Here is a 26340-nt window from a genome sequence, read left to right on the forward strand (position 1 = left end):
AAAGACCACAACAAAACGTCATCATCCCGAAAAAGAAAAAACCCGCCGAAAATATCGACGGGTTTGTCAGCGGTCTGAGCCCGGCAGCGATGCCGGGCTTTTATCATTGAACATCATGGCGATCAGTTCATCGGTGCGGGCGCTGCATTCGGATCCGGAAGCGGTGCCGGGTTTGCCGACAGCGAGCGCAGATAAGCGATGAGATCGGCTCTTTCGGTTTCCTTCTTCACGCCTGCAAAGCCCATGGCCGTGCCGGGAACGTGTTTCTTCGGAGCTTCGAGGAAGTAGTTGAGATGATCGTAATCCCAGTGAACGGAACCGCCTTTGGAGAAATCCTTCATCCCTGCGGAATAGCTGAAACCTTCGTGGCTGGCGATCGGCCGGTTAACGATATCGAAGAGATTGGGGCCGACCTTGTTTGCACCACCACTCTCTCCGGTATGACAGCTCGTACATTTCTTGAAGACCGTCTCGCCCTTGGCGGCATCGGCGCTCGCAAGCAATTGCGCGATCGGCGTCGCGGCTGCCGCGGCTTCTCCGCCGGCTGCTTCGCCGCCACCCTCTGCCGCAGCAATGGCGTAACCTTCCTTCTCGGGCGCCGGCGCATGAAAAATGCCCTCAGAGGCAATCGACACCGACATCAGAACGAAAACCGTGCCCAGCAACGCCCCAACGCCCATATTAACATAAGAATTCATCTATATGCGCTCCCTCGCATCCGCTCCATATAACCGGGCATCTTGAAATTACTCGAAAGCTATGGCTTTTGCACAGCCTGCGCAACTTGAATAATGGTCCCCACACCGTGACGTTTTGACACTTTTCGGGCGGGATTTGAAGGGTGTCGGATGAAGAATCGGGATTTCGAGAAAGCTGTCGTCCTCATACCGGCGCGGATGGCATCCACGCGCCTGCCGGGCAAGCCGCTCGCCGACATTGGCGGCAAGCCAATGATCGTGCAGGTGGCCCTTCGGGCGCGCGAGGCCGGCGCCGAACGAATCGTCGTTGCGGTCGATGACGAGCAGGTATTTTCCGCCGTTCAGAATGCCGGTTTTGACGTGATGATGACACGCGACGACCACCAGTCCGGCTCGGACCGCATTTTCGAGGCACTGCAAAAGGCCGACCCCTATGGCAAGGCGGAATATGTCATCAATGTCCAGGGCGATCTTCCGACCATCGAGGCGGAGACGATCCGCGCGTCGCTGCGTCCGCTGGAAAATGCCGCCGTCGATATTGCGACACTGACGGTCGAAATCGCCGACGAGGAAGAAAAAACCAATCCGAACGTCGTGAAAGTCGTTGGCAGCCCGCTTTCCGACACACGGCTGCGGGCGCTTTATTTTACCCGCACCACCGCCCCTTACGGCGATGGCCCGCTTTATCATCATATCGGGCTTTACACCTATCGCCGTGCAGCACTTGAGACATTCGTCAGCCTGCCGCCTTCGCCGCTGGAAAAGCGCGAAAGGCTGGAACAGCTGCGCGCGCTGGAAGCGGGCATGCGCATCGATGCGGAAATCGTCAGTTCCGTGCCGCTCGGTGTCGACACGCCGCACGATCTGGAAAAAGCCCGCAAAATCCTCGCAAGCAGAACTCTCTAACGGAAAGTCCCATGACCTTGAGCACAAATCGCATTGCCTTCCAGGGCGAATTCGGTGCGAATTCCGATATGGCCTGCCGTGACATGTTCCCGGATATGGAACCCTTGCCTTGCCCGACATTCGAGGACGCCTTCAACGCCATTGAAAACGGCGAAGCCGATCTCGGCATGATCCCGATTGAAAACACGCTGGCCGGCCGCGTTGCGGATATTCATCACCTGCTGCCGGAATCGCGCCTGCACATCATCGGCGAATATTTCATGCCGATCCGCTTTCAGCTGATGGTGATGCCGGGGGTGAAAAAGGAAGAGATCCGCACCGTCCACAGCCACATTCACGCGCTGGGCCAATGCCGGAAAATCATCCGCTCGAACGGCTGGAAGCCCGTCATCGCCGGCGATACGGCGGGCTCCGCGAGACTGGTATCTGAAAAGGGCGACCGCAGCATGGCGGCACTTGCGCCGCGCCTTGCCGCCAGCCTCTACGACCTCGATATTCTCGCTGAAAACGTCGAGGATTCGGAAAACAACGTCACGCGTTTCGTTGTGCTTTCCCGTGATGAAAACTGGGCCAAGCGTCAATCGAGCGACGAAATCGTCGTCACCACCTTCGTTTTCAATGTTCGCAATATTCCGGCCGCGCTCTACAAGGCCATGGGCGGTTTCGCGACGAACGGCATCAACATGACGAAGCTCGAAAGCTACCAGCTCGGCGGTAAATTCGTGGCGACGCAGTTTTATGCCGATATTGAAGGCCACCCCGACGACGAACCGGTGCGGCATGCGCTGGACGAGCTGCGCTTTTTCTCGGAAAAAGTCCGCATTCTCGGTGTCTACAAGGGCCATGCGATGCGCGGCAAGCTCCACCAGGGTTGAGCCTGCCGAACGCGATTATTTCGTCCATTCCACCCAGTCGCGCATCAGCCGGTGCGCGATGGCGCCGCCGGGAGGCGCGGAAAAGCCCTCACCCGTTGCAGTCTCCAGCATCTTTGCGACGTCAGCCCGTGTGAACCAGCGGCAATCCTCCAGTTCGATCTCATCGCGGGCAATATCGAAAGACAGCGCCTCTGCATAACAGCCGATCATCAGCGTATGCGGCATCGGCCAGGGCTGCGACGCGTGATAACGCACGCGACCGACTTCAACACCGGATTCCTCATGTGTTTCGCGGCGGACGGCCTGCTCGATGGTTTCGCCCGGCTCCACAAAACCGGCAAGGCACGAATACATGCCCGGTGCAAAATGCGCACCGCGGCCAAGCAGGCAGAGATCACGCTCGATATCGATCGTCATCATGATGACGACAGGATCGGTGCGGGGGAAAATCGTGTGGTTGCAGGCGGCGCAGATACGCTTGTAGCCACCGATGCGCAGCTCCATGGCACCGCCGCACTTACCGCAAAATCGATTGTCGGCGTTCCAGTGGGTGAGGCTGACGGCCTGGGCAACCTCGCTCAGCAATTCCTCATCGAGAAGATGATCGCGATAAAGGGTACGGGCGTCGGCGAGTTTATAGTGGCTCGCGAGCTCATCCTCGGCCACGGCGACCGGCACCGCAATTCTCGGCTCCCCGGTTTCGCGATATCCGAGCAGCACGGCATTGTCGAAATCCGGCTGCAACTCGGCGAGTTCATAGGCGGAAAACAGGGGATCGATGACCTGCTCGTCATGTTTCAGAACAAGCCGATTGCCCGAGAAGGCAAAAATATGGGTGCCGTCGACTTTCAGCGCATCGGCCACGCACTCCTCCGTCCGCTTTTCAGCGAAACGGTCGAGGGCGTTTTTGGAAAAGGCCGTCAGCAGGCTTGCTTCGGGATGCGGGGCAGTGGATTCAAAAATTTTCATTGACATCATCAGAGCGCGCCGGAGATTTTTTTCATCAAAGTTTCCTTTTCGCCCGCGGCATAGGGCACAGGCGTTCCGTGACCCCAGATGGGACCCGGCCAGCAGGTGTCGCCTTCGTTGCGGGCGATAATATGGACATGCAGCTGCCGGACGATATTGCCCAACGCCCCGACATTGATCTTGGTGGCTCCGGTAACTTCTTTCAAGGCGGAGGCGACGAGATTGGTCTCGAATGTCAGCACGGCCTGATCAAGCGGGGTGAGATCGAACAATTCGCTGACGCCGTCCCGCTGCGGCACCAGCACCAGCCAGGGCCAGCGTTTGTCGTTTTGCAAACGCAGCTCACATAGTCCCAAACGCGTCACAAGCACGCTGTCGCGCGCCAGTCTCTCGTCCAGCCGGAATGTCTCCAAGGCGTCCTCCATGTTTGTTTTCATTGTGATAGCAGTTTTTTGAAGGCTTGGCTTGCATTTGCTTTCGATATTGCCGATATGTGGCCCGGGAGGTTGGTGGTGGACGAGCCACTCGCCAACCGGGTCAGGTCCGGAAGGAAGCAGCCCTAACGAGCCCGGCACGGGTCGCCGTGCCAGCCTCCCACCTTTTTTAAAAGACGTGCTCAGCTTTCGCCGGGCCAGTTCAGCGCCCCAAGATAACTGGCAAAACAAACTGGCGAGGCGATGAGCGACACCGTACCCCCCACATCAAGCGAATCCCAGGTCGGGACCGGCTACCGGGTACTGGCGCGCAAATATCGCCCCAAAGATTTTTCCGATCTGATGGTCGGCCAGGAACCGATGGTCCGCACGCTGACCAATGCGTTCGAGACCGGGCGCATCGCGCAGGCCTATATGCTGACCGGCGTTCGCGGCGTGGGCAAGACGACCACGGCCCGCATTCTCGCCCGCGCGCTGAATTACAAGACCGACACCATCGACAAGCCGACCATCGACCTTCGCATTCCCGGCGAACATTGTCAGGCGATCATGGAAGGCCGGCATGTCGACGTGATCGAGATGGACGCCGCCTCCCATACCGGCATCGACGATATTCGCGAGATCATCGAACAGGTTCGCTATCGCCCGGTTTCGGCGCGCTACAAGGTCTATATCATCGACGAAGTGCACATGCTGTCGACGCAGGCTTTCAACGGTCTTCTGAAGACCTTGGAAGAGCCGCCGGAACATGTGAAATTCATCTTTGCGACCACCGAAATCCGCAAGGTGCCGATCACCGTTCTATCGCGCTGCCAGCGCTTCGATCTGCGTCGCATCAGCGCCGCCGATCTCGTCGGACTGTTCACCGCCATCGCGGGCAAGGAGGGTTTCGAAGCCGATCCGCAGGCGCTGTCGATGATCGCCCGCGCCGCCGAAGGTTCCGCGCGTGACGGCCTTTCCCTGCTCGATCAGGCGATTGCCCACGGCGGCGGCCGTGTGGAGGCCGAAGCGGTGCGCGGCATGCTCGGCCTTGCCGACCGGGCGCGCATTGTCGATCTCTTCCAGCATGTCGTCAAAGGCGATGTTGCGGCAGCCCTTTCGGAATTCAACGGACAATATGAGGCGGGCGCGAACCCCGTCGTCGTATTGAACGATCTTGCCGATTTCACCCATCTCGTTACCCGCATGAAATATGTGCCTGACGCGGCGGAAGACCCGTCGCTTTCCGAGATCGAGCGCGTGCGTGGCGCGGAGCTTGCCGAAACCATCGCGGTGACGGCGCTGTCGCGCATCTGGCAGATGCTGCTGAAGGGCATTCCTGAAACGGAAAACGCCTCACGCCCGGCGGGTGCCGCTGAAATGGTGCTGATTCGGCTTTCGCATGCCGCCAACCTGCCGGCACCGGAAGATGCGGCGCGGCGCCTGCTTGAGCTTTCCAGCGGTGACGGCGGTTACGCCAATGGCGCACCTTCCGGCGGTGGCAATGGCGGCGGCGCGCGTGCCTATTCGTCGGCGCAGACCGTGGCAGCGGCAAGACCTGCAGACTTTGCCGCCCCGAGGCAGGCGGGCCCGCAGCCCTCCACCATGCTACGCGCTGTTCCAGATAGCCGGCCGCAGGAGATGCAGGTCGCGACCCCAAAAACCGAAGAGCGGCCGGAGCCGAAGGTTCCCGTCAATTCGGTGCAGGATATTGCCGATCTCTGCCAGAAAAACCGCGATCCCGTTATGCGGGCGAAGGTACGCAACTTCGTGCGGCTGGTGCGGCTGGAGCCCGGCCGGCTCGATATGCGCCTCGGCGAAGGTGCGCCCGGCTCCCTGCCCGGCGAACTGGGCGTCAAGCTGAAGGAATGGACCGGCATCCACTGGATCGTCAGCCTCAGCAAGGAGCAAGGTGAGCCGACCTTGGTCGAGGCGGAGGGCAATGCCCGCGATGCGCGCCTGGTCGATGCGCGTCAGGATCCTGACGTTGCCGCCATTCTGGCGCAGTTTCCCGGCGCAAAAATCACCGACGTACGCATCCGCGTCGCCGCACAGGATGAGGCCGAAGAGATCGCCCCGCCATCGGTTGCCGAATCGAGCGAAGGAGACATCCTTCCCGGCGACGACATCGAGTTTTAAACAAGAAGAACAGGAGATTGGCACATGCGCGACATCATGGGTATGATGGGCAAGGTCAAGGAAATGCAGTCCAAGATGGAGAAGGTGCAGCAGGAAATTGCCGCCCTCGAAATCGAAGGCCGGGCCGGTGGCGGTCTGGTGACCGTCATTTTGAACGGCAAGGGCGAAATGCGCGGCCTGAAAATCGATCCTTCGCTCTTCAAGGAAGAAGAGGTCGAAATCCTTGAGGATCTGATCGTTGCCGCCCATAAGGACGCCAAGGAAAAGGGCGAAGCGCAGGCCCAGGAAAAGATGGCTGACCTGACCGCAGGTCTGCCGCTACCGCCTGGCATGAAGCTGCCTTTTTAAGATATTCCAACTGAAGAGGATGGCGTTGAGCCTTCGCCATCCTCGCGACGCGACCTTAAGATTCCAGCATCGCACGAAACCGGCTTGCGAGCGGTGTTTCAAGATAGGCCGCGCGTTCGGCTTCGTTGAGTTGCATGGGACGGAAGCGCTGCAGGATAGTCGGTATCGGCAGTTTCGTTCCCGAATAGGGTTCGAACATCACCTCCTCACCGGCCGCAAGCATTCCACCTTTCAGCACCCGGCAATAAAAACCCGGCTGGCCCGCCTCTCGGAAACGCGGGGCAAAATCGGGATCGCCGATGCGGGCCGACAGCGTGGCGCAGGGGATGCGGGCAGCGGTCACCTCCAGCACGATGTCGTTGGCCGTAAACCTGTCGCCCACATGCAATCTCGCGCTGTCGACACCATCAAGCACGAGGTTCTCGCCGAAAAATCCGGGTTCAACCGTAAAACCCAGGGTGCTCGACCAAAACTCGAGATCGACGGAGCCCATGACGTAAATCGCCTGATCCGGCCCGCCATGGTGTTTGCGATTGCACACGGCGTCGCTGACAATGCCTTCCGCGTCGACCATGACCGGGCCATTCACGGCATGTTTAAAGATGCCCGTCTTCGTCGTCTTTCCCGGCAGGCTTTTTGCCTCGCCCCGACACACCGCCCTGATTTTCATCGACTGCCCTTCAAGCTTCATGATTCCCGTTCCCCGATTTATGCAGTAGAAAGCGCTCATGGCAAAACGAGTCACCGGTCCCGAAATTGAAAAACTGATCCAGCTTCTGGCAAAAGTGCCGGGGCTTGGGCCCCGCTCGGCACGGCGGGCGGCGTTGCATCTCATCAAAAAGAAGGAACAGCTCCTCGGGCCGCTCGGCCATGCCATGGGCGAAGCCTATGACAAGGTGAAGATCTGCTCCTGCTGCGGCAATGTCGATACCATCGATCCCTGCACCGTCTGCGCCGACGACCGGCGCGACCAGTCCGTCATCATCGTGGTGGAAGACGTGTCTGACCTCTGGGCGCTGGAGCGGGCGGGCGCGATGAACACCGCCTACCACGTTCTGGGCGGCACGCTGTCGCCGCTCGACGGTGTTGGGCCCGAGGACCTGAATATCAAGGGCCTGATCGACCGTGTGAGCGCCGGCGGCATTCGCGAGCTCATCATCGCCGTTAATGCGACGGTGGAGGGGCAGGCAACCGCTCACTACATCACCGACCGCCTCTCCGACCTCGGCATCAAGATCACGAGGCTCGCACATGGCGTGCCTGTGGGCGGCGAGCTTGACTATCTCGACGAGGGCACATTGACCGCGGCGCTTCGGGCGCGAACGACGATCTGAGGCCTACCTCCCTCCCGTCATTCAAAGAGGAGACCGAATGCGAAACCATTTTGCCCCGAAGGTACTGGCTGCACTTCTTTCCGTTTTTTCAGCAACGACGGCCTTGGCGCAGTCGGCGCCGACAGGAGCAGCGGCAGCCCGATATGACGCCGAATTTAATGCCTGGCTGAAAAAGGAAATCTGGCCGGAAGCCCGCAAGGCCGGCATTTCGCAAAAGACGCTGGAGGCCACGCTTAGCGGTCTTTCCATCAGCTGGAGCCTGCCCGATCTTGTCATTCCCGGCCAGAAACCGCCAAAGGAACAGAGCCAAAGCCAGGCGGAGTTCTCCTCGCCGGGCGCCTATTTCTCCGAAAAGCGGCTGCAGGGACTTGCCGGTACTGGCCGTTCGCTTGCGGCAACGCATGCGGCGACGCTGCGCAGGATAGAGGCGAAATATGGTGTGCCTGGCGAGATCGTCGTTGCGATCTGGGGCCGCGAATCCGGTTTTGGCCGGGCGAAACTGCCGCACTCGGTGGTCGATGTGCTGGCCACGAAAGCCTATATGTCGACCCGCAAGGAGATGTTCCGCGCCGAGCTGATCGACGCGCTGAAGATCGTCGAAAGCGGCGATATCGCGGCATCACGCATGATGGGTTCCTGGGCCGGCGCGCTTGGCCAGCCGCAGTTCATGCCATCAAGCTATCTGAAATATGCCGTGGATTTCGATGGTGATGGCCACCGCGATATCTGGAATTCCGTGCCGGATGCACTGGCATCCATAGCGAACTATCTTTCCCAGCGTGGCTGGCAGCGCAATCGCGACTGGGGTTTCGAAGTCTCCATCCCCGCCAATGTCTCCTGCGCACAGGAAGGCCCTGACCTTGCCCGGCCGGTGGCCGACTGGGCGAAGATGGGCATTACCCGTATTTCCAGAAAAGCCTTTCCTGCCAATGACCTGACCGCCGATGGCATGATGCTGGTGCCGGCCGGGCGGCATGGGCCGGAATTTGTGGTGACGCCGAATTTCTACGTCATCAAGGAATATAATAATTCCGATCTCTACGCGCTCTTCATCGGCAATCTCGCCGACCGCATCGCCCATGGGGCAGGACCGTTCAAGGGGGAATGGGGCAATGTCGGGTCGATGCTGCGCTCCGACGTGTTGGCCATGCAGAAGGCGCTGGTCGCCAAGGGTTACGATGTCGGCAAGGCGGACGGGCTGGCGGGTTTCAAGACGCGCCGCTCACTCGGCGACTGGCAGTCGAAAAACGGCCTCACACCGACATGTTTTCCCGATGCGACGCTGAAGGCGAAGCTGAAATAATCCGCCGCCGGCCCATCGTCTCTCAATGCTGGTCGGTATGCGGCTTGTGGAAGATATCGTCGGTCGGCGGAATGGTCTGCCGTTCGATCATCCGGTGCACCCGCGGCCGCGTCTTGCCGCGGTGAAGCTCCAGCAGCCGGTCCCAGGCTTCCGCATCCGCCTGGGTGCGGCGGTGGTTGTGACGGACATATTCCACCCATGTCGGCACATGGTAACTTTCCGTCCAGACGTCGGGGTTTTCCAGATCCCGCATCAGGTTCCAGTTCCGTGCGCCATCGCGCAGACGGATGCGGCGGCGTTCCGCCATCAGCGGCAGGAATTCGCCGAGATCTTCATCATGGATTTCATAATCGATGAGAATGGCGATCGGGCCGCTGCGCGGCTTGATATCCAGCCTCAGCGGCGGCTCCACGAAACGATTGAGCGGATCGAGATTGAGCGAGGCGAAAGCCGGCATGGCGAGCTTGAGGCCGACGACAACGCCGAGCAGCATCAAAACGCACGAACAGAGAAGCGAATAGGAAATGCCATAATCTTCCGCCAGCTCACCCCACAGCCAGCTGCCTACCGCAATGCCGCCGAAGGTCAGCGTCTGATAAAGCGACAGTGCCCGGCCCACCACCCAGCGTGGGGTGGAGAGCTGGACGATGGTGTTGAAGAGCGACAGGGCCAGCACCCAGCACGCACCGGCAATGGTCAGTACAATCGACGTGATGATGGCGCTCGTGCTGACCGCCGTTACGCCAGCGCTGAAAGCGAAGCCTAAAAAGGCGACGCGCACGATCCATTCGCTCGACAGGACTTCGCGCAATCTGGCGCTGATAAGGGCTCCACCAATCGCGCCGACGCCGAAAGCGCCAAGCATGACACCGTAGGTCAGCGGGCCGCCCTCGACCAGATCACGGGCGACAATGGGCATCAGGGCAAGGATGGCGCTGGCGGAAAGACCGAAGAGAAAACCGCGCACCAGCACCTTGCCGATATTGGGCGACATCGCCACATACCGCATGCCGGCGGAGATGGCGGCCAGAAGCTGCTCACGCGGCAGGGTTGAGGCATATTTGGGCGGTTGCCAGCGAAATAGTGCGTAGATCAGGGTGAAATAGCTCAGCGCATTCACGAAAAAAGCGGCGGCGGCACCGGCGGCGGCGACGATGATACCACCTATGGCCGGGCCGACACTGCGGGTGATGTTAAAGCCGACGCTGTTCAGCGTCACGGCGGCGGGCAGATCCTCACGCGGCACCATTTCGCCGACCGACGCCTGCCAAGAGGGATTGTTGAGCGCCGTGCCGCAACCGATCATGAAGGTGAAGAACAGCAACAGCCAGGGCGTGAGCCAGCCAGACCAGGCAAAGACGGTGAGCAGCACGGAGGCCGTCAGCATCAGCAGCTGCGCCGAAATCATAATGCGGCGACGGTCGAAACTGTCGGCCAGCGCGCCTGAAATCAGCGAGAACAGCATGATCGGCAAAGAGGTGGAGGCCTGCACCAGCGCGATCATGTTTTCCGAACTCGAAAGCGAGGTCATCATCCATGCGGCACCCACCGCCTGGATCAGTCCGCCGAAATTCGAGGCGAGGCTGGCGATCCAGATTCGTCTGTAAGTCAAATGCCTTAAAGGCGCGAGTGGCGATTTACGGTCAGGCACGCTCTGTCCACTTGATGCAACTGCGATTTGTCAAACGGCAACTATAGACAGCGCCGGCGATCATGCCAGCCTTTCCGGCATGGTAAGGGTGAAAATGTGGCGGGACCGTTACTGAAACGCAGACGCCTGCGAAAACCTTGCAATCCTGCCCCAATAGGTCTATATGACCTTTGAAATTCTTGATCGCTTGATGAAGAGTGGGGCCGCAAGGCTCCGCTCTTTTTCGTTAGGCGAACCGGAAACCACGGGCTGACTGCCCGATGAACATCAAAGACCGGAAGGCCAGATGGCAGATACCGCACAAGAACCGCGACTGATAACCGAAACAGGCATCGACCAGCGCATTGCCGAGATCATCGAGCCTGTTCTGACGGGCATGGGCTATCTTCTGGTGCGCGTGCGGCTCTCCAACCAGAACGGCATGACGCTGCAGGTGATGGCCGAGCGCGAAGACGGAACCATGACCGTTCAGGACTGCGAAGCCATTTCGATGGCGATTTCACCGGTTCTTGATGTGGAAGATCCGGTCGATAAAGCGTATCATCTCGAAGTTTCCTCGCCCGGTATCGACCGGCCGATGGTTCGCAAATCGGATTTCACCCGCTGGCAGGGCCATCTGGTGAAGGTCGAAACCTCCATTCTGGTCGAGAACCGCAAGCGGTTTCGCGGCAAGATCGTTGAGGTTGATGCTGACGGTTTCAAGCTGGAACGCGACCAGATCGCTTATGGCGAAGAGCCGACAGTCATTGTTCCGTTCACCGCGCTTTCGGATGCGAAGCTCATTCTGACGGACGACCTTATTCGTGATGCGCTGCGGGCAGACAAGGCGGCAAAGGCCGCCGCCGCAAACCAGAACGACGAAAACGAAGCAGACGAAGACTAATTCCAACGTAAAGCCCGGGAAACGGGCGATCCCCGCAATTATGCGACTTACGGAGATAAAAAAATGGCAGTGAGTGCTAACCGGCTTGAGCTTCTGCAGATCGCCGATGCTGTGGCGCGCGAAAAGGTCATCGACCGCGAAATCGTGCTTGCCGCAATGGCCGACGCTATCCAGAAAGCCGCCCGCTCGCGCTATGGTTCGGAAACCAACATCCGCGCCGACATCAACTCCAAGACCGGCGAAATCCGCCTGCAGCGTCTTCTGGAAGTTGTCGAAGCGGCTGAGGACTATTCGACCCAGATCCCGCTGGAGCTTGCCCGCGACCGCAACCCCGACGCCAAGCTCGGCGACTTCATCGCCGATCCGCTGCCGCCGATGGACTTCGGCCGTATCGCCGCCCAGTCCGCCAAGCAGGTGATCGTGCAGAAGGTACGTGAAGCCGAGCGCGACCGTCAGTATGACGAGTTCAAGGACCGTATCGGCGAAATCGTCAACGGCACCGTCAAGCGCGTCGAATACGGCAATGTCATCGTAGATCTCGGCCGTGGCGAAGGCATCATCCGTCGCGACGAGATGATCCCGCGCGAAAACATGCGCTACGGCGACCGCGTGCGCGCTTACGTCTACGACGTTCGCCGCGAACAGCGCGGCCCGCAGATTTTCCTGTCGCGTACGCATCCGCAATTCATGGTGAAGCTCTTCACCATGGAAGTCCCGGAAATTTACGACGGCATCATCCAGATCAAGTCGGTTGCCCGTGATCCGGGTTCGCGCGCCAAGATCGCCGTCATCTCGAACGATAGCTCGATCGATCCGGTCGGCGCCTGCGTCGGTATGCGCGGTTCGCGCGTCCAGGCCGTTGTCGGCGAACTTCAGGGTGAGAAGATCGACATCATTCCGTGGAGCCAGGAGCCGGCGTCCTTCATCGTCAACGCCCTGCAGCCGGCGGAAGTCGCCAAGGTCGTTCTGGATGAAGAATCCGAGCGTATCGAAGTGGTTGTTCCCGACGAGCAGCTGTCGCTCGCCATCGGCCGCCGCGGTCAGAACGTGCGTCTGGCATCGCAGTTGACCGGCTGGGATATCGACATCATGACCGAGCAGGAAGAATCCGAGCGTCGCCAGAAGGAATTCAACGAGCGCACGGCCCTCTTCATGGAAGCCCTCGACGTCGACGAAATGGTCGGCCAGGTTCTGGCTTCGGAAGGCTTCGCGCAGGTCGAAGAACTCGCTTATGTCGATCTCGACGAAATTACCTCGATCGATGGCTTCGATGAAGACACCGCCGATGAGATCCAGACCCGCGCCCGCGAATATCTGGAGCGCCTGGAAGCCGAAATGGATGCCAAGCGCAAGGAACTCGGCGTTTCCGACGAGCTGCGCCAGATCGATGGCCTGACTTCGCAGATGATGGTTGCGCTCGGTGAAGACGGCATCAAGACCATCGAGGACTTTGCCGGCTGTGCAGCGGACGATCTGGTTGGCTGGAGCGAGCGCAAGGACGGCGAGACGAAGAAGTTCGAAGGCATCTTCTCCAAGCTCGATGTTTCGCGCGTCGAAGCCGAGAACATGGTGGTGCAGGCTCGCCTTCTGGCAGGCTGGATCACCGCCGAAGAGCTCGCTTCCGAACAGGAAGCCGATGCGGAAGCTGCCGAGGAGGCGGATACCGCCGAACAGGAATGACATCGCAGGCGCATGAGCCGGACGATCTGCCCGAAACGGATGACGACGGGCGGATCAAGGGCGACGTCAATGGACGTATGTGCATTGTGACAAGGCAGAGCGGATCGCCGGATGAGCTGATCCGCTTCGTCGCAGGACCGGACGGCAACGTCGTGCCGGACCTGAAACGCCAATTGCCGGGGCGCGGTTGCTGGGTGACACCCGAGCGCGCCCTGATCGAGAAGGCCATCGCGAAGAAGCTCTTCGCGCGGGCTCTCAAACGCGACGTCAAGGCCGGGGCCGAGCTTCTTACTCTTCTCGACCGGCTGATGGCGCAGCATGTGGCTGGTATGATGAATATGGCGCGCAAGGCGGGCCAGTTCATCAGCGGCGCGACGAAGGTCGATGCTGCCGTCCGGTCCGGGAACGCGATTGCCGTGTTTCACGCGACCGATGCTGCGGCCGATGGCGTCAGAAAACTGGACCAGGCCCGCAAGGCCTGGGCGCTCGGCAGCGATGCCGGCAATGAAATTCCGTCCTTCCGGCTCTTTAGCGAAGCCGAAATGGACGAGTTGATGGGCCAGAATGCTTTTATCCATGCCTGCGCGCTTGCAGGGCAGGCGGGTGAGGGTGTAGTGAAGCGCGCAACGATGCTTGAGCAGTACCGCCTTGGCGGCCAATCTCAGGCGGAACGCGACGCTGCCCGGACAGAACAATGACGCGGTTAACCGACATCAACGGTCGCCGCGTTCCGATGCAGCAATTGAACGACGAGGCCTGATGGACGTCATCCGGTTCTCGTCCGAAGGAACGGGAACGGAATGACCGACAACAACGACGACAAGACACTTAACGCACAGCCTAAGAAGACTCTCACCCTCAAGCCGGGCGGGATGAATCAGGGCACCGTGCGGCAGGATATGGGTCGAGGTCGCACGAACGCGGTTGTCGTGGAAACACGCAAGCGCCGCCCCCTGCGTCCGGAAGACGAGAAGCAGGTTCATTCGACCGCAGCGCCCGCTCCGAAGCCGGCCGCCCCTGCCCCCGCGGCAGCACCGCGTCCGCAGGCTCCGCAGCCGCGCATCCACCAGCCCAGCGGCCAGCAGCAACGTCCAGGTTCCTCCCAGTCGCAGCAGCGTCCCGGCTCGTCCGCACCGCAGCAGCGCCAGCCTGAGCGTCCGCGCGGGAACGTCCTGCACGATCTGTCCGCAGGCGAGATGGAAGCCCGCCGCCGCGCGCTGATGGAAGCGCAGGCTCGTGACGTGATCGAAGCCAAGCAGCGGGCCGAAGACGAAGCCCGCCGCAAGGTCGAGGAAGAACGCCGCATTGCCGCCGAAAAGGAAGAAGCTGCGCGCCGTGCCGCCGAGGAAGCCGAAGCCGCCAAGGTGGCGGCAAGCCAGCCGGCCGTGGAAGCGAAATCCGAACAGGCCGCTGAAAAGCCGGCAGTCGCCACTCAGCCGGCGCCGCGCTCGGATGCTCGCCCTCAGTCCGCCGCTGCCGCACCTGGTCGCGCAACCACGGAAACCGTCGCTCCGCGTGGGCGTCGCACCGATGGCGACGATGAGGACGATCGCGGTGCACGCCGTGGTAACCTGCCGGTCCGTGGCAAGGTTGCAGCACCTGCACCTGCGAAGCCCGCCGCCCGCCTGAAGACCGAAGAAGAACGCCGTCGCGGCAAGCTTACGGTCACCTCGTCCAATCTGGATGAAGACGGCACACCGCGCGGCCGCTCCATGGCATCCATGCGCCGCCGTCAGGAGAAATTCCGCCGCAGCCAGATGCAGGAAACCCGTGAAAAGGTTATGCGCGAAGTGATCCTGCCGGAAACCATTACCATTCAGGAACTGTCACAGCGCATGTCCGAACGCGCCGTCGACGTCATCAAGTTCCTGATGAAGGAAGGCCAGATGATGAAGCCGGGCGACGTAATCGACGCCGATCTGGCCGAACTGATCGCGGTCGAATTCGGCCATACCGTCAAGCGCGTTTCCGAATCCGACGTCGAAGAAGGCATCTTCAACCAGACGGACGATGAAGGCGAAATGGTTTCCCGCCCGCCCGTCGTCACCATCATGGGTCACGTCGACCACGGCAAGACCTCGCTGCTCGACGCCATCCGTCAGGCGAATGTGGTTGCCGGTGAAGCCGGTGGCATCACCCAGCATATCGGTGCTTATCAGGTCGAGAAGAACGGCCAGAAGATCACCTTCATCGACACCCCCGGCCACGCCGCCTTCACGGCCATGCGTGCCCGTGGTGCACAGGCGACGGATATTGCCGTTCTGGTGGTCGCCGCAGACGACAGCGTCATGCCGCAGACGATCGAATCCATCAACCATGCCAAGGCGGCGGGTGTTCCGATCGTCGTTGCGATCAACAAGATCGACAAGCACGAGGCAAACCCTGAGAAGGTTCGTCAGCAGCTCCTGCAGCACGAAGTCTTCGTGGAATCGATGGGCGGTGAAGTGCTTGACGTGGAAGTGTCGGCCAAGAAACTGCTTGGTCTCGACAAACTGCTCGAAGCGATCCTGCTGCAGGCTGAAATTCTCGACCTCAAGGCAGATCCGAACCGTACCGCGGAAGGCACCGTCATCGAAGCGGAACTCGACCGCGGCCGCGGCGCCGTCGCTACAGTTCTCGTGCAGAAGGGCACGCTGAAGCCCGGTCAGATCATCGTGGCCGGTGACCAGTGGGGCCGCGTTCGCGCCCTCGTCAACGACAAGGGCGAACACGTCAAGGAAGCCGGTCCGGCTATGCCTGTCGAGATTCTCGGTCTTTCCGGCACGCCATCTGCCGGTGACCGTTTCGCGGTTGTCGAAAACGAAAGCCGTGCTCGCGAGATTTCCGAGTACCGCCAGCGTCTGGCACGCGACAAGGCTGTCGCCCGTCAGACGGGCCAGCGCGGTTCGCTGGAACAGATGATGAGCCAGTTGCAGACTTCGGGAATGAAGGAATTCCCGCTGGTCATCAAGGCCGACGTGCAGGGCTCGGTCGAAGCCATTATCGCTTCGCTCGACAAGCTCGGCACCGACGAGGTCCGCGCTCGTATCGTTCACTCGGGCGCTGGTGCCATCACGGAATCGGATATCTCGCTTGCCGAGGCCTCCAACGCCGCGATCATCGGCTTCAACGTTCGCGCCAACGCACAGGCCCGTACGGCCTCCGAACGCGCCGGTATCGAAATCCGCTACTACAACATCATCTACGATCTGGTGGATGACGTGAAGGCGGCGATGTCGGGCCTGCTTTCGCCGGAACGTCGCGAGACCTTCCTCGGCAATGCCGAAATCCTCGAGGTGTTCAACATCACGAAGGTCGGCAAGGTCGCGGGTTGCCGCGTCGTCGAAGGCAAGGTGGAGCGTGGTGCAGGTGTTCGTCTGGTTCGCGACAACGTCGTCATCCACGAAGGCAAGCTCAAGACCCTCAAGCGCTTCAAGGACGAAGTGGCAGAAGTGCCGGTCGGTCAGGAATGCGGTATGGCCTTCGAAAACTACGAAGACATCCGCGCCGGCGACACCATCGAGTGCTTCCGCGTCGAACACATCACGAGAACGCTCTAAAGCATTTCCAGGAAAAGTGGATCCCCGGTTTTCCGTCCGGAAATGCGATAGAAAAAAGAGCGTTCTCGCCGCAAAACAGGACTTTACTGTCGGGCGCCGGCTTAACCGGCGCTCGCTCCGTTTGAGGCATAACCCATGGCAAAAGCTACATCATCGGCCCCTTCCCAACGCATGCTGCGCGTTGGCGAACAGGTGCGCGCCGCCCTGACACAAATTCTCCAGCGCGGCGAAGTCCGCGACGATCTGATCGAAAGCACCGTCATTTCCATTTCGGAAGTGCGAATGTCTCCCGATCTCAAGATCGCTACCGCCTACGTGACGCCGCTTGGCGTTGCCGATCACACCGACATCATCACGGCACTCAACCGCCACGCCAAGTTCATGCGTGGTCGCCTCGGACCGCAGCTTCGGCAGATGAAATACATGCCGGAACTGCGTTTCCGCGACGATACGAGTTTCGACAATTACCAGAAGATCGACGCGCTCCTGCGCTCACCCGAAGTGCAGCGCGATCTTGGGCCTTCAAACGAAAAAGACGACGAACAGAACTGAAGCATGTCCAAACCACGCAAACAGCAGAACCGCAAACCCAAGGGCCGTCCGATTTCGGGCTGGCTGATCCTCGACAAACCGCTCGATTTCGGCTCCACCGAGGCCGTTTCCAAGATCAAGTGGCTGTTCAACGCCCAGAAGGCCGGCCATGCCGGCACGCTCGATCCGCTCGCGTCCGGCATGCTGCCGATCGCGCTCGGTGACGCCACCAAGACGGTGCCTTACGTCATGGACGGCCGGAAGATCTACGAATTCACCGTGACCTGGGGCGAGCAACGCGCGACCGACGATCTGGAAGGCGAGGTGGTCGATTCCTCTGATCGGCGCCCGGACGAACAGGCAATCCGCGATATTCTACCCCATTATACCGGCGTGATCATGCAGACTCCGCCGCAATTTTCCGCCATCAAGATCGCCGGCGAGCGTGCCTATGATCTGGCGCGAGACGGCGAGACCGTGGAAATTCCCGCACGCGAGGTGGAAATCCATCGCCTGACGCTGCTGGCCTGCCCCGATGCCGATACAGCGCATTTTGAAGTGGAGTGCGGCAAGGGCACCTATGTGCGGGCGCTGGCGCGCGACATGGGCCGCGATCTCGGCTGTTTCGGCCATATCTCGGAACTGCGCCGCACCATGGTCGCACCCTTCGGCGAAGAGATGATGGTGCCGCTCGAAACGCTGACGGCACTGGAAGCCATGGAAGACCGCGACGAGCGGTTGGAAGCGCTGGATGCCTATCTGATCGATACGGCGGAGGCGCTTTCCGCCCTTCCCCGCCTCATCATCAACGACGACCAGGCGCACCGGCTGAAGATGGGCAACCCCATCTTGCTGCGCGGGCGCGACGCGCCCGCCAACCATCCGGAAGCCTATGCCACTGCGCATGGCAAGCTCGTCGCCATCGGCGAGATCGGCGAAGGCGAGTTCCGGCCGAAGCGGGTTTTCGGCTGAGCCGGGCGGCGCAGGCGGGAATCAATCGCCTCTTTCCATTGCACCCGGAATAGTTTATAGGCAGCGCCAGCTTAGGCTTTGCCTGCGCTACTGAATGGCCAGAGCTGGACGACATCCCGGCTCTTTGGCGTCCCATTTTTCCTTAAAATAGAAAGGATCGTCCGATGTCGATTACTGCAGAGCGCAAAGCCGCCCTCATCAAGGAATATGCCACGAAGGAAGGCGACACCGGTTCTCCGGAAGTTCAGGTCGCTATCCTGACCGAGCGGATCAACAACCTGACCGGTCACTTCAAGGACCACAAGAAGGACAACCACTCCCGTCGTGGCCTTCTGACGCTGGTTTCGAGCCGTCGTTCGCTTCTCGACTATCTGAAGAAGAAGGACGAAGCCCGTTACTCCAAGCTGATCGGTGCTCTCGGCATTCGCCGCTAATAACTTCTCCGGCGGGTTTCGCAACGATGCCCGCCGGTTTTTATATCCGGTCTTTTAAGGCCGCATGAATTTCCGGGCGCTTACCGCTGATGTGGCCCCCGGACGATAAGGGTGACCCGGATGGGCCGGTGCCGCCTTTTTCAACCGCAGACCTGTCATGGGGCAGGATTGCCGGATGCTTGCTTGTCGAAAGCCTCCCGCTGTCTTGCCCGTGATTGCGTCACCGCGCTGCCACCGCCGGCACGATACCGGTGCGGCAGCCACAACCAAGGACAAGATATGTTCAATCAACACTCCGTGGAAATCGAATGGGCAGGCCGCCCGCTGAAGCTCGAGACCGGCAAGGTTGCCCGTCAGGCTGACGGCGCCGTCATCGCAACCTACGGCGAGACGATGGTTCTCGCGACTGTGGTTTCCGCAAAGTCTCCGAAGCCAGGCCAGGACTTCTTCCCGCTCACCGTCAACTACCAGGAAAAGACCTACGCAGCCGGCAAGATCCCCGGCGGCTACTTCAAGCGCGAAGGCCGCCCGAGCGAAAACGAGACTCTCGTTTCGCGCCTGATCGACCGCCCGATCCGCCCGCTCTTCCCTGAAGGCTACAAGAACGACACGCAGGTCGTCGTCACCGTTATCCAGCACGATCTGGAAAACAATCCGGACGTCCTATCGATGGTTGCGGCTTCCGCAGCGCTGACGCTCTCTGGCGTTCCCTTCATGGGCCCGGTTGGCGGCGCGCGCGTTGGCTACATCAACGGTGAATATGTCCTTAACCCGCATCTGGACGAAATGGACGAGTCTGTTCTCGATCTCGTCGTTGCCGGTACGCAGGACGCCGTTTTGATGGTTGAGTCCGAGGCCAAGGAACTCAACGAAGAAATCATGCTCGGCGCCGTCATGTTCGGTCATCGCGGCTTCCAGCCGGTTATCGACGCGATCATCAAGCTCGCCGAAGTTGCCGCCAAGGAACCGCGCGAATTCGAACCGGAAGATTTTTCCGCTCTCGAAAACGAAATGCTCGGTCTTGCTGAAACCGAACTGCGCGCCGCCTACAAGATCACCGAAAAGGCCGCCCGTTACGCCGCCGTCGACGCCGTCAAGGCCAAGGTGAAGGCACACTTCCTGCCGGAAGAAGGCGAAGCCAAGTACACGCCGGAAGAAATCGGCGCTGTCTTCAAGCACCTTCAGGCCAAGATCGTTCGCTGGAACGTTCTGGACACCAAGAGCCGCATCGACGGCCGCGACCTGTCGACCGTTCGTCCGATCGTTTCGGAAGTTGGCCTGCTGCCGCGTACCCACGGTTCGGCGCTGTTCACCCGCGGCGAGACCCAGGCGATCGTTGTTGCGACCCTCGGCACCGGCGAAGACGAGCAGTATGTCGACAGCCTCACCGGCATGTACAAGGAACGCTTCCTGCTGCACTATAACTTCCCGCCCTACTCGGTCGGCGAAACAGGCCGCATGGGTTCCCCGGGCCGTCGCGAAATCGGTCACGGTAAGCTCGCATGGCGCGCTATCCGCCCGATGCTGCCGACTGCAGAGCAGTTCCCATACACGCTACGCGTTGTTTCCGAAATCACCGAGTCCAACGGCTCCTCGTCGATGGCAACCGTTTGCGGCACCTCGCTTGCACTGATGGACGCGGGCGTTCCGCTGGCAAAGCCGGTTGCCGGTATCGCCATGGGCCTGATCCTCGAAGGCGAGCGCTTTGCGGTTCTCTCCGACATCCTCGGTGACGAAGACCACCTCGGCGACATGGACTTCAAGGTCGCAGGTACGGCCGACGGCATCACCTCGCTGCAGATGGACATCAAGATCGCCGGTATCACCGAAGAGATCATGAAGATCGCTCTCGAGCAGGCACAGGGTGGCCGCAAGCACATTCTCGGCGAAATGGCCAACGCCATCACCGAGAGCCGCGGCCAGCTCGGCGAATTTGCACCGCGCATCGAAGTCATGAACATTCCGGTCGACAAGATCCGTGAAGTCATCGGCTCCGGCGGCAAGGTCATTCGCGAAATCGTCGAAAAGACCGGCGCGAAGATCAACATCGAAGACGACGGCACCGTCAAGATCGCCTCTTCTTCCGGCAAGGAAATCGAAGCGGCCCGCAAGTGGATCCACTCGATCGTTGCGGAACCGGAAGTCGGCGCCATCTATGAAGGCACTGTTGTCAAGACCGCTGACTTCGGCGCTTTCGTCAACTTCTTCGGCGCGCGTGACGGCCTCGTCCACATCTCGCAGCTCGCTTCCGAGCGTGTTGCCAAGACCTCCGACGTCGTCAAGGAAGGCGACAAGGTCTGGGTCAAGCTGATGGGCTTCGACGAGCGCGGCAAGGTTCGCCTGTCCATGAAGGTTGTCGACCAGGCGACCGGCAAGGAAGTCGTTGCAGACAAGAAGAAGGAAGACGGCGAAGCCGCTGCCGAATAAGGCAGCCCCGCCAGACCCTATCGAGGCGCGGGTTTTGCCCGCGCCTTTTTTCTATTTGACCTTGAGGATGCTCCCATGAGCCGTGACGCCGTGAAAACCCTTTTCCACCCCTTTGCCTCGGACATGCTTTCCATGCCGAAGGAGGGCGAACGCGTTCTGTTTCTGGGAGCGGAAGCCGGTCCGCGGCTGGATGGATTCGACGCGGAGATCGTCGCGGTTCAACATCTACGTCCGCTTTATCGTGCTCTGCAGGCTCAAGGCGCAGAAGTGACTCCTGATATTTCGGGCGAAGATTACGATGTGGCTCTGCTGCTTTGCGGCAAACATCGCGGCGAGAATGAAAACCGCGTCGCCGAAGCGCTTTCGCGCGTAAAGGCCGGCGGCCTCATCGTCGCAGCCGGATCGAAAGAAGACGGTATCGTGACGCTGCGCAAGACGCTGGCGAAACTTGGCATCGAAGCGGAATCGACACCAAAATACCATGGCGTCGCGCTCTGGTTCAAACGACCGGACGATGTTGCGGCCGTCGTATCGAAGCTCGCCCAGAGGCCGGTAACGGTTGAAGGCCGCTTCACCGCCCTCCCCGGCATGTTTTCCCATGACCGCGTCGATGACGGCTCGGAACTGCTCGCATCGCGCCTGCCGACCGATTTTGACGGCAACGCCGCCGATTTCGGCGCGGGCTGGGGTTACCTCTCCGTCATGCTGGCCGAGAAATCGCCGCGCACGGCCCGTATCGATCTGTTCGAAGCAGACTGGAACGCGCTGGAATTTGCAAAGACCAATCTTCTCGAAAACAATCCGCGGCTGACGGCGCGCTTCTTCTGGCAGGATCTGGCAAACGAGCCGCCGAAGGAAAAATACGACCTCATCATCATGAACCCGCCTTTCCATGCGGCGGGACAGGCAGCAGAACCTGCCCTCGGTCAGGCCTTCATCAAGGCTGCCGCCGGCGCGCTGCGCAGCGGCGGCAAGCTGCTGATGGTCGCCAATCGCGGCATGCCCTATGAGCCGGTGCTCGCGGCTGAATTCCGCACCAGCACTGAAGTGTGCCGCAACGCCCGCTTCAAGATTCTGAGCGCCCAGAAATAATCAAGGCCGCGGAATAATCAGCTCAACAGCCATGCCCATAGCGACACGGAAAGAACGCCGGTCGCTGTGGAAATGCTGATGGTGGAGGCGGCAACGCTGTGGCCGATGCCGAAGCGGTTGGCGATAAGCCAGGCATTCACTCCCGTCGGCACCGACGAGGTGAGCACGAGCGCCGCCGTCCATTCCCGGCTGAGACCGAGCGCATGACCCATTGCCCACACACAGGCGGGCAGCAGCAGGAGCTTGAACACCGTCATGGTGACGGCAATACCCATATTGCCGCGAATGGTGTATTTGGTCAGCGCCATGCCAAGCGAAATAAGCGCCGCCGGCCCCGCCATAGACGCGATCTGATCGACCACGGTTTTCAGAATGGGCGTTAATGCGACGCCGGAGACATTGGTCGAAAGCCCGATGACAAGGCCGATCACCAGCGGATTGGTGATGAGATTGCGGCCCACCTGCCTGAACACCGCAGCCATGCTGCGCCTTTCGCCGCCGACCGCCTTGTGTGTGGCGTTTTCCATGAGGATCGTGCCGGCGATCATCATCACCGGCAGGTGAATGGCGAGCAGGATGGAGAGAGCCACCAGCCCCTCATCGCCGACGGAGCGTCCGACCAACGGCAGGCCGATGAAGATATTGTTCGCAAATGCTGATGAAATGCCGGCAATGACGGCAATGCGCATATCCTGCCTGAAGACATAACGGGTGACGATATGCCCGACCGTCCAGGTGACGGTCACGCCGGCGAAATAGGTGATCCAGAGCCGGAACGGCGATGCGCCGTGAAAATTCGCTTCCGCAAGCGTGCGGAAGATCAATGTCGGCACCGCGATCTTGAACACGAAGTCACTGAGAATATCGCCGGCATCGGCCCTGAACAGACCCGCCTTGACGGTGAGCCACCCGATAAGGATGAGAATGAAAATCGGGGCGACATTCGCGGCAACGGCAGACATGGAGGGAAAGCTTTCGCGGCTTTTGCGGGAGATAATCCGCTTTAGAGCGTTTTCCACGGGAATGGAATCGCGAAAACGCTCCCACTCTTTGTTTTCTCCACATGGCGCCCAAGAAAGACAAAACTCTTGAGCCGCTTTGGGTAGAAAGCTCATCTTGGCCCGTAAAATCCGCAAGGCCTAACGTTACTAAAAAAGAAAAAGCGGGGTCTCCCCCGCCTTTTATGTCCGTTATGTGCCGCCAGTACATCCGTGGCGGAGATAACGGTTGAGCCAGAAGACCATCATGTCTTCCATTCCGGAATGCATTCACACACCTTTTGCTCTGACAAATGAAATAACCTACCTACATTACAAGCAGATGACGCGTTTTCGCTCCTCGCGCGGAACCGCATATTTTCTGTTTGGGCTTTTCTTGCCGCCAGAAATGTTTAAGACCTTTCGAAAAATACGCACACCCCGTGCGAAACGGATAGGGCCTATGACGAAATTCGACGTACTGACTGTCGGCAATGCCATCGTCGACATCATTTCCCGCTGCGACGATCGCTTTCTCAACGACAATGCCATTACCAAAGGCGCAATGAACCTCATCGATGCGGAACGGGCGGAGCTGCTTTATTCGCTGATGGGGCCGGCTCTCGAAGCCTCCGGCGGCAGTGCTGGCAACACGGCGGCGGGTGTGGCGAATTTCGGCGGCAGAGCCGCCTATTTCGGCAAGGTGGCCGAAGACCAACTCGGGGAAATTTTCCAGCACGATATCCGCGCGCAGGGTGTTTATTTCGAAACCAAGCCGGAAGGCACGTTCCCGCCGACCGCCCGCTCAATGATCTTCGTGACCGAAGACGGCGAGCGTTCGATGAACACCTATCTCGGCGCCTGTGTCGATCTCGGCCCGGAAGACGTGGAAGAAGATGTGGTGGCTGAGACAAAGGTAACCTATTTCGAAGGTTACCTGTGGGACCCGCCGCGCGCCAAGGACGCCATTCGCGAATGCGCCCGCATTGCGCATGAGAATGGCCGTGAAGTCTCCATGACGCTTTCCGACAGCTTTTGTGTCGGCCGCTATCGCGACGAATTCCTCGACCTGATGCGTTCCGGTACTGTGGACATTGTTTTCGCCAACAAGCAGGAAGCGCTTTCGCTTTACGAAACCGACGACTTCGAGCTTGCACTGACCAGAATCGCCGCCGACTGCAAGATCGCCGCGGTGACGATGAGCGAGGAAGGCGCCGTCATCCTGCGCGGAACGGAACGTGTGAAGGTTGAAGCCTATCCGGTGCATGACGTTGTCGACACGACGGGCGCCGGCGATCTTTTCGCCGCCGGTTTCCTCTTCGGTTATACGCAGAACCGGTCGCTCGAAGATTGCGGCAAGCTCGGCTGCCTTGCGGCTGCCGCCGTCATTCAGCAGATCGGCCCGCGCCCCATGTCATCGCTCAAGGCGCTCGGTGAGAAGCACGGCCTTATTTAAAGGCCTCGCCCGGGTAAGCGCCCCAGATTTCGCCCTGCGAAACCCAGCCCGAGGCCTGACCGGCCTCGGCGCGGCACCAGTCGCCATTGCATTCGCCGATCCTGAAGACGACGCCCGGCTCAAGCCGCGCCACAACGGCAGCGCCCGACTGCGCCTCGCGGCGCATGTTCACGTAAACTTCCTTGCCCTTGCCACGCATCCACGGGGCCGCAACGGCCGTTCGCTCACCGGAGAGCAGGGCCTGATTGACCCAGCCTTCCGTACCATCGGCATCGCGGATGCGCCGCCAGTTTTCATATTCCTGGATGATTTCGACCGGCATTCCCGATTTCAAATACATCCAGGACACGGCATAATCCGTACTCGGGCCGATGCGCATATTGACGCGCTTTGATTTCAGGCTGACAAAACGCGGCAGCGGCAGGCCGCTTGCGCCTTTGGCGGCGCCCTGCGCCATGACTTCGGTTGCCGCACCGAAGAGGCCCAAAGACAATGCGATGCAAACGATAGAAACCACACTGCGCATGCCCATTTCCGTTTCCCGCCTTCTGCAAACCGGATGATATTTAAGGAGGCTCGTTTCCACATGCCTCAAGCTTCAGCGAGTTTTGTTTGTCTTCGCCGGTGGGTCTGGTAGAAACGCCCTGATTGAAAGAAATTATCGCTCTTTCTGGTTAATGACTTCTGAACAAGGCAGCGGCAAACGATGACCCACAAGAAGAGACCGACAGTCTATATAACCCGCAAATTGCCTGACGTCGTCGAAACCAGAATGCGCGAACTCTTCGATGCCGAACTGAATATAGACGATACGCCGCGCAGCGAGACGGAGCTTGTCGCCGCCATGCAAAGGGTAGACGTGCTCGTGCCCACCGTTACCGACCGCATCACCGCAGCGATGATTGAGCAGGCAGGACCGCAACTGAAACTCATCGCCAGCTTCTCCAACGGTATCGACCATGTGGATGTGGATGCCGCGGCCCGAAAGGGCATTACCGTCACCAACACGCCCAATGTGCTGACTGAGGACAGCGCCGACATCACCATGGCTCTCGTGCTCGCCGTGCCGCGCCGCATGATCGAAGGCACGCGGGTGCTTGCCAATGGCGCGGACGAGTGGCTCGGCTGGTCGCCGACATGGATGCTGGGACGGCGCATTTCCGGCAAGCGCATCGGCATTGTCGGGATGGGCCGCATCGGAACGGCGGTGGCACGGCGCGCCAAGGCCTTTGGCCTCTCCATTCATTATCACAATCGCAAACGCGTCAATCCGGCAACGGAAGCAGAGCTTGAAGCGACCTATTGGGACAGTCTCGACCAGATGCTGGCGCGGGTGGATATCGTCTCCGTCAATTGCCCCTCGACGCCCGCGACCTATCACCTGATCTCGGCCCGGCGGTTGGCCCTGATGCAGCCCACCAGCTACATCGTCAATACCGCGCGCGGCGATATTATCGACGAGGCGGCGATGATCCAGTGCCTGCGCGAAGACAAGATCGCAGGCGCCGGTCTCGATGTCTATGAGAACGAGCCTGCCGTAAACCCCAAGCTCATCAAGCTGGCCAAGGAAGGCAAGGTCGTGCTGCTTCCGCATATGGGCTCTGCAACAATCGAGGGCCGTATCGAGATGGGTGACAAGGTCATCATCAACATCCGCACGCTATTCGACGGCCACCGTCCGCCGAACCGGGTGCTGCCGGGGCGGAACTGAGC

24 protein-coding genes and 1 other RNA gene are annotated in these 26340 nt (G+C 60.1%); 18 read left to right on the top strand and 7 right to left on the bottom strand.

Annotated elements, in window-relative coordinates; all coding sequences use genetic code 11:
• Positions 1-122: 122 nt before the first annotated feature.
• The gene (locus tag BS627_RS10975; protein ID WP_077983264.1) at positions 123-698 is read right to left on the bottom strand and encodes a c-type cytochrome; all 576 of its coding nucleotides are present in this window, start codon (positions 696-698) and stop codon (positions 123-125) included.
• Between the two features lie 150 nt (positions 699-848).
• On the opposite strand from BS627_RS10975, the gene BS627_RS10980 reads away from it, so the two are divergent.
• Positions 849-1604, top strand: coding sequence for a 3-deoxy-manno-octulosonate cytidylyltransferase (locus tag BS627_RS10980; protein WP_077983265.1), 756 nt, complete (start codon positions 849-851; stop codon positions 1602-1604).
• Positions 1605-1615: 11 nt separating this feature from the next.
• Entirely contained in the window at positions 1616-2479 is an 864-nt protein-coding gene (locus BS627_RS10985) for a prephenate dehydratase (RefSeq protein ID WP_077983266.1), read from the top strand.
• 15 nt (positions 2480-2494) lie between these two features.
• Here BS627_RS10985 and nudC read toward each other — a convergent pair whose 3' ends face one another.
• Together nudC and BS627_RS10995 are read right to left on the bottom strand one after the other, a co-directional pair.
• Complete coding sequence (nudC, locus tag BS627_RS10990) at positions 2495-3454, bottom strand: NAD(+) diphosphatase (RefSeq protein ID WP_162854311.1); 960 nt, start codon at positions 3452-3454, stop codon at positions 2495-2497.
• A gap of 2 nt (positions 3455-3456) precedes the next feature.
• The gene (locus tag BS627_RS10995) at positions 3457-3885 is read right to left on the bottom strand and encodes an HIT domain-containing protein (RefSeq protein ID WP_162520627.1); all 429 of its coding nucleotides are present in this window, start codon (positions 3883-3885) and stop codon (positions 3457-3459) included.
• A gap of 64 nt (positions 3886-3949) precedes the next feature.
• On the opposite strand from BS627_RS10995, the gene ffs reads away from it, so the two are divergent.
• From ffs to BS627_RS11010, 3 genes are all read left to right on the top strand, one after another.
• Positions 3950-4046, top strand: an RNA gene (ffs, locus tag BS627_RS11000) — signal recognition particle sRNA small type.
• A gap of 79 nt (positions 4047-4125) precedes the next feature.
• Positions 4126-6000 (top strand): DNA polymerase III subunit gamma/tau, encoded by a 1875-nt coding sequence (locus tag BS627_RS11005; protein ID WP_077983268.1) that lies wholly within the window; start codon positions 4126-4128, stop codon positions 5998-6000.
• Between the two features lie 24 nt (positions 6001-6024).
• A complete protein-coding gene (locus BS627_RS11010; protein ID WP_077983269.1) occupies positions 6025-6348 on the top strand; it encodes a YbaB/EbfC family nucleoid-associated protein in 324 nt (107 codons plus the stop codon).
• Between the two features lie 55 nt (positions 6349-6403).
• Here the strand turns inward: BS627_RS11010 and BS627_RS11015 are convergent, their stop codons facing one another.
• Positions 6404-7039, bottom strand: coding sequence for an MOSC domain-containing protein (locus tag BS627_RS11015; RefSeq protein WP_165691223.1), 636 nt, complete (start codon positions 7037-7039; stop codon positions 6404-6406).
• Between the two features lie 37 nt (positions 7040-7076).
• On the opposite strand from BS627_RS11015, the gene recR reads away from it, so the two are divergent.
• Both recR and BS627_RS11025 read left to right on the top strand, forming a co-directional pair.
• Complete coding sequence (recR, locus tag BS627_RS11020; protein WP_077983270.1) at positions 7077-7682, top strand: recombination mediator RecR; 606 nt, start codon at positions 7077-7079, stop codon at positions 7680-7682.
• A gap of 37 nt (positions 7683-7719) precedes the next feature.
• On the top strand, positions 7720-8985 hold the full coding sequence (locus tag BS627_RS11025) for a lytic murein transglycosylase (protein WP_077983271.1): 1266 nt from the start codon (positions 7720-7722) through the stop codon (positions 8983-8985).
• 22 nt (positions 8986-9007) lie between these two features.
• Here BS627_RS11025 and BS627_RS11030 read toward each other — a convergent pair whose 3' ends face one another.
• Positions 9008-10636 (bottom strand): MFS transporter, encoded by a 1629-nt coding sequence (locus BS627_RS11030; protein WP_077983272.1) that lies wholly within the window; start codon positions 10634-10636, stop codon positions 9008-9010.
• A gap of 286 nt (positions 10637-10922) precedes the next feature.
• Here BS627_RS11030 and rimP point away from each other — a divergent pair, with 286 nt between their 5' ends.
• From rimP to BS627_RS11075, 9 genes are all read left to right on the top strand, one after another.
• Positions 10923-11519 (top strand): ribosome maturation factor RimP, encoded by a 597-nt coding sequence (rimP, locus tag BS627_RS11035; RefSeq protein WP_077983273.1) that lies wholly within the window; start codon positions 10923-10925, stop codon positions 11517-11519.
• 63 nt (positions 11520-11582) lie between these two features.
• On the top strand, positions 11583-13199 hold the full coding sequence (gene nusA, locus BS627_RS11040) for a transcription termination factor NusA (protein WP_077983274.1): 1617 nt from the start codon (positions 11583-11585) through the stop codon (positions 13197-13199).
• On the top strand, positions 13196-13897 hold the full coding sequence (locus tag BS627_RS11045) for an RNA-binding protein (RefSeq protein WP_077983275.1): 702 nt from the start codon (positions 13196-13198) through the stop codon (positions 13895-13897). The genes nusA and BS627_RS11045 overlap by 4 nt, the downstream gene beginning before the upstream one ends.
• Before the next feature lie 102 nt (positions 13898-13999).
• Complete coding sequence (gene infB, locus BS627_RS11050; protein WP_077983277.1) at positions 14000-16738, top strand: translation initiation factor IF-2; 2739 nt, start codon at positions 14000-14002, stop codon at positions 16736-16738.
• A gap of 135 nt (positions 16739-16873) precedes the next feature.
• A complete protein-coding gene (gene rbfA / locus BS627_RS11055; protein ID WP_004439055.1) occupies positions 16874-17290 on the top strand; it encodes a 30S ribosome-binding factor RbfA in 417 nt (138 codons plus the stop codon).
• A 3-nt stretch (positions 17291-17293) separates the two neighbouring features.
• Complete coding sequence (gene truB, locus BS627_RS11060) at positions 17294-18241, top strand: tRNA pseudouridine(55) synthase TruB (protein ID WP_077983278.1); 948 nt, start codon at positions 17294-17296, stop codon at positions 18239-18241.
• A 164-nt stretch (positions 18242-18405) separates the two neighbouring features.
• Positions 18406-18675, top strand: coding sequence for a 30S ribosomal protein S15 (gene rpsO, locus BS627_RS11065; protein WP_003492949.1), 270 nt, complete (start codon positions 18406-18408; stop codon positions 18673-18675).
• A 279-nt stretch (positions 18676-18954) separates the two neighbouring features.
• Positions 18955-21102, top strand: a complete 2148-nt coding sequence (gene pnp, locus BS627_RS11070) for a polyribonucleotide nucleotidyltransferase (RefSeq protein ID WP_077983279.1) — start codon at positions 18955-18957, stop codon at positions 21100-21102.
• 75 nt (positions 21103-21177) lie between these two features.
• Positions 21178-22194, top strand: a complete 1017-nt coding sequence (locus tag BS627_RS11075; protein WP_077983280.1) for a class I SAM-dependent methyltransferase — start codon at positions 21178-21180, stop codon at positions 22192-22194.
• A gap of 17 nt (positions 22195-22211) precedes the next feature.
• On the opposite strand, the gene BS627_RS11080 is transcribed toward BS627_RS11075, so the two are convergent.
• Positions 22212-23156: an AEC family transporter gene (locus BS627_RS11080; RefSeq protein WP_077983301.1), complete on the bottom strand. Its 945-nt coding sequence runs from the start codon at positions 23154-23156 to the stop codon at positions 22212-22214.
• Positions 23157-23634: 478 nt separating this feature from the next.
• On the opposite strand from BS627_RS11080, the gene BS627_RS11085 reads away from it, so the two are divergent.
• On the top strand, positions 23635-24627 hold the full coding sequence (locus BS627_RS11085; protein WP_077983302.1) for an adenosine kinase: 993 nt from the start codon (positions 23635-23637) through the stop codon (positions 24625-24627).
• On the opposite strand, the gene BS627_RS11090 is transcribed toward BS627_RS11085, so the two are convergent.
• Complete coding sequence (locus tag BS627_RS11090; protein ID WP_169538602.1) at positions 24620-25153, bottom strand: SH3 domain-containing protein; 534 nt, start codon at positions 25151-25153, stop codon at positions 24620-24622. The genes BS627_RS11085 and BS627_RS11090 overlap by 8 nt on opposite strands.
• Before the next feature lie 180 nt (positions 25154-25333).
• On the opposite strand from BS627_RS11090, the gene BS627_RS11095 reads away from it, so the two are divergent.
• The gene (locus tag BS627_RS11095; protein ID WP_077983282.1) at positions 25334-26338 is read left to right on the top strand and encodes a 2-hydroxyacid dehydrogenase; all 1005 of its coding nucleotides are present in this window, start codon (positions 25334-25336) and stop codon (positions 26336-26338) included.
• Positions 26339-26340: the final 2 nt, after the last annotated feature.

Origin of the sequence: Agrobacterium salinitolerans, from assembly GCF_002008225.1 — a bacterium.
GTDB lineage: Bacteria > Pseudomonadota > Alphaproteobacteria > Rhizobiales > Rhizobiaceae > Agrobacterium > Agrobacterium salinitolerans.

Coding starts and splice junctions, on each gene's coding strand:
- BS627_RS10975 (WP_077983264.1), bottom strand. CDS start 698: ATGAATTCTTATGTTAATATGGGCGTTGGGGCGTTGCTGGGCACGGTT.
- BS627_RS10980 (WP_077983265.1), top strand. CDS start 849: ATGAAGAATCGGGATTTCGAGAAAGCTGTCGTCCTCATACCGGCGCGG.
- BS627_RS10985 (WP_077983266.1), top strand. CDS start 1,616: ATGACCTTGAGCACAAATCGCATTGCCTTCCAGGGCGAATTCGGTGCG.
- nudC (WP_162854311.1), bottom strand. CDS start 3,454: ATGTCAATGAAAATTTTTGAATCCACTGCCCCGCATCCCGAAGCAAGC.
- BS627_RS10995 (WP_162520627.1), bottom strand. CDS start 3,885: ATGAAAACAAACATGGAGGACGCCTTGGAGACATTCCGGCTGGACGAG.
- BS627_RS11005 (WP_077983268.1), top strand. CDS start 4,126: ATGAGCGACACCGTACCCCCCACATCAAGCGAATCCCAGGTCGGGACC.
- BS627_RS11010 (WP_077983269.1), top strand. CDS start 6,025: ATGCGCGACATCATGGGTATGATGGGCAAGGTCAAGGAAATGCAGTCC.
- BS627_RS11015 (WP_165691223.1), bottom strand. CDS start 7,039: ATGAAGCTTGAAGGGCAGTCGATGAAAATCAGGGCGGTGTGTCGGGGC.
- recR (WP_077983270.1), top strand. CDS start 7,077: ATGGCAAAACGAGTCACCGGTCCCGAAATTGAAAAACTGATCCAGCTT.
- BS627_RS11025 (WP_077983271.1), top strand. CDS start 7,720: ATGCGAAACCATTTTGCCCCGAAGGTACTGGCTGCACTTCTTTCCGTT.
- rimP (WP_077983273.1), top strand. CDS start 10,923: ATGGCAGATACCGCACAAGAACCGCGACTGATAACCGAAACAGGCATC.
- nusA (WP_077983274.1), top strand. CDS start 11,583: ATGGCAGTGAGTGCTAACCGGCTTGAGCTTCTGCAGATCGCCGATGCT.
- BS627_RS11045 (WP_077983275.1), top strand. CDS start 13,196: ATGACATCGCAGGCGCATGAGCCGGACGATCTGCCCGAAACGGATGAC.
- infB (WP_077983277.1), top strand. CDS start 14,000: ATGACCGACAACAACGACGACAAGACACTTAACGCACAGCCTAAGAAG.
- rbfA (WP_004439055.1), top strand. CDS start 16,874: ATGGCAAAAGCTACATCATCGGCCCCTTCCCAACGCATGCTGCGCGTT.
- truB (WP_077983278.1), top strand. CDS start 17,294: ATGTCCAAACCACGCAAACAGCAGAACCGCAAACCCAAGGGCCGTCCG.
- rpsO (WP_003492949.1), top strand. CDS start 18,406: ATGTCGATTACTGCAGAGCGCAAAGCCGCCCTCATCAAGGAATATGCC.
- pnp (WP_077983279.1), top strand. CDS start 18,955: ATGTTCAATCAACACTCCGTGGAAATCGAATGGGCAGGCCGCCCGCTG.
- BS627_RS11075 (WP_077983280.1), top strand. CDS start 21,178: ATGAGCCGTGACGCCGTGAAAACCCTTTTCCACCCCTTTGCCTCGGAC.
- BS627_RS11080 (WP_077983301.1), bottom strand. CDS start 23,156: ATGTCTGCCGTTGCCGCGAATGTCGCCCCGATTTTCATTCTCATCCTT.
- BS627_RS11085 (WP_077983302.1), top strand. CDS start 23,635: ATGACGAAATTCGACGTACTGACTGTCGGCAATGCCATCGTCGACATC.
- BS627_RS11090 (WP_169538602.1), bottom strand. CDS start 25,153: ATGCGCAGTGTGGTTTCTATCGTTTGCATCGCATTGTCTTTGGGCCTC.
- BS627_RS11095 (WP_077983282.1), top strand. CDS start 25,334: ATGACCCACAAGAAGAGACCGACAGTCTATATAACCCGCAAATTGCCT.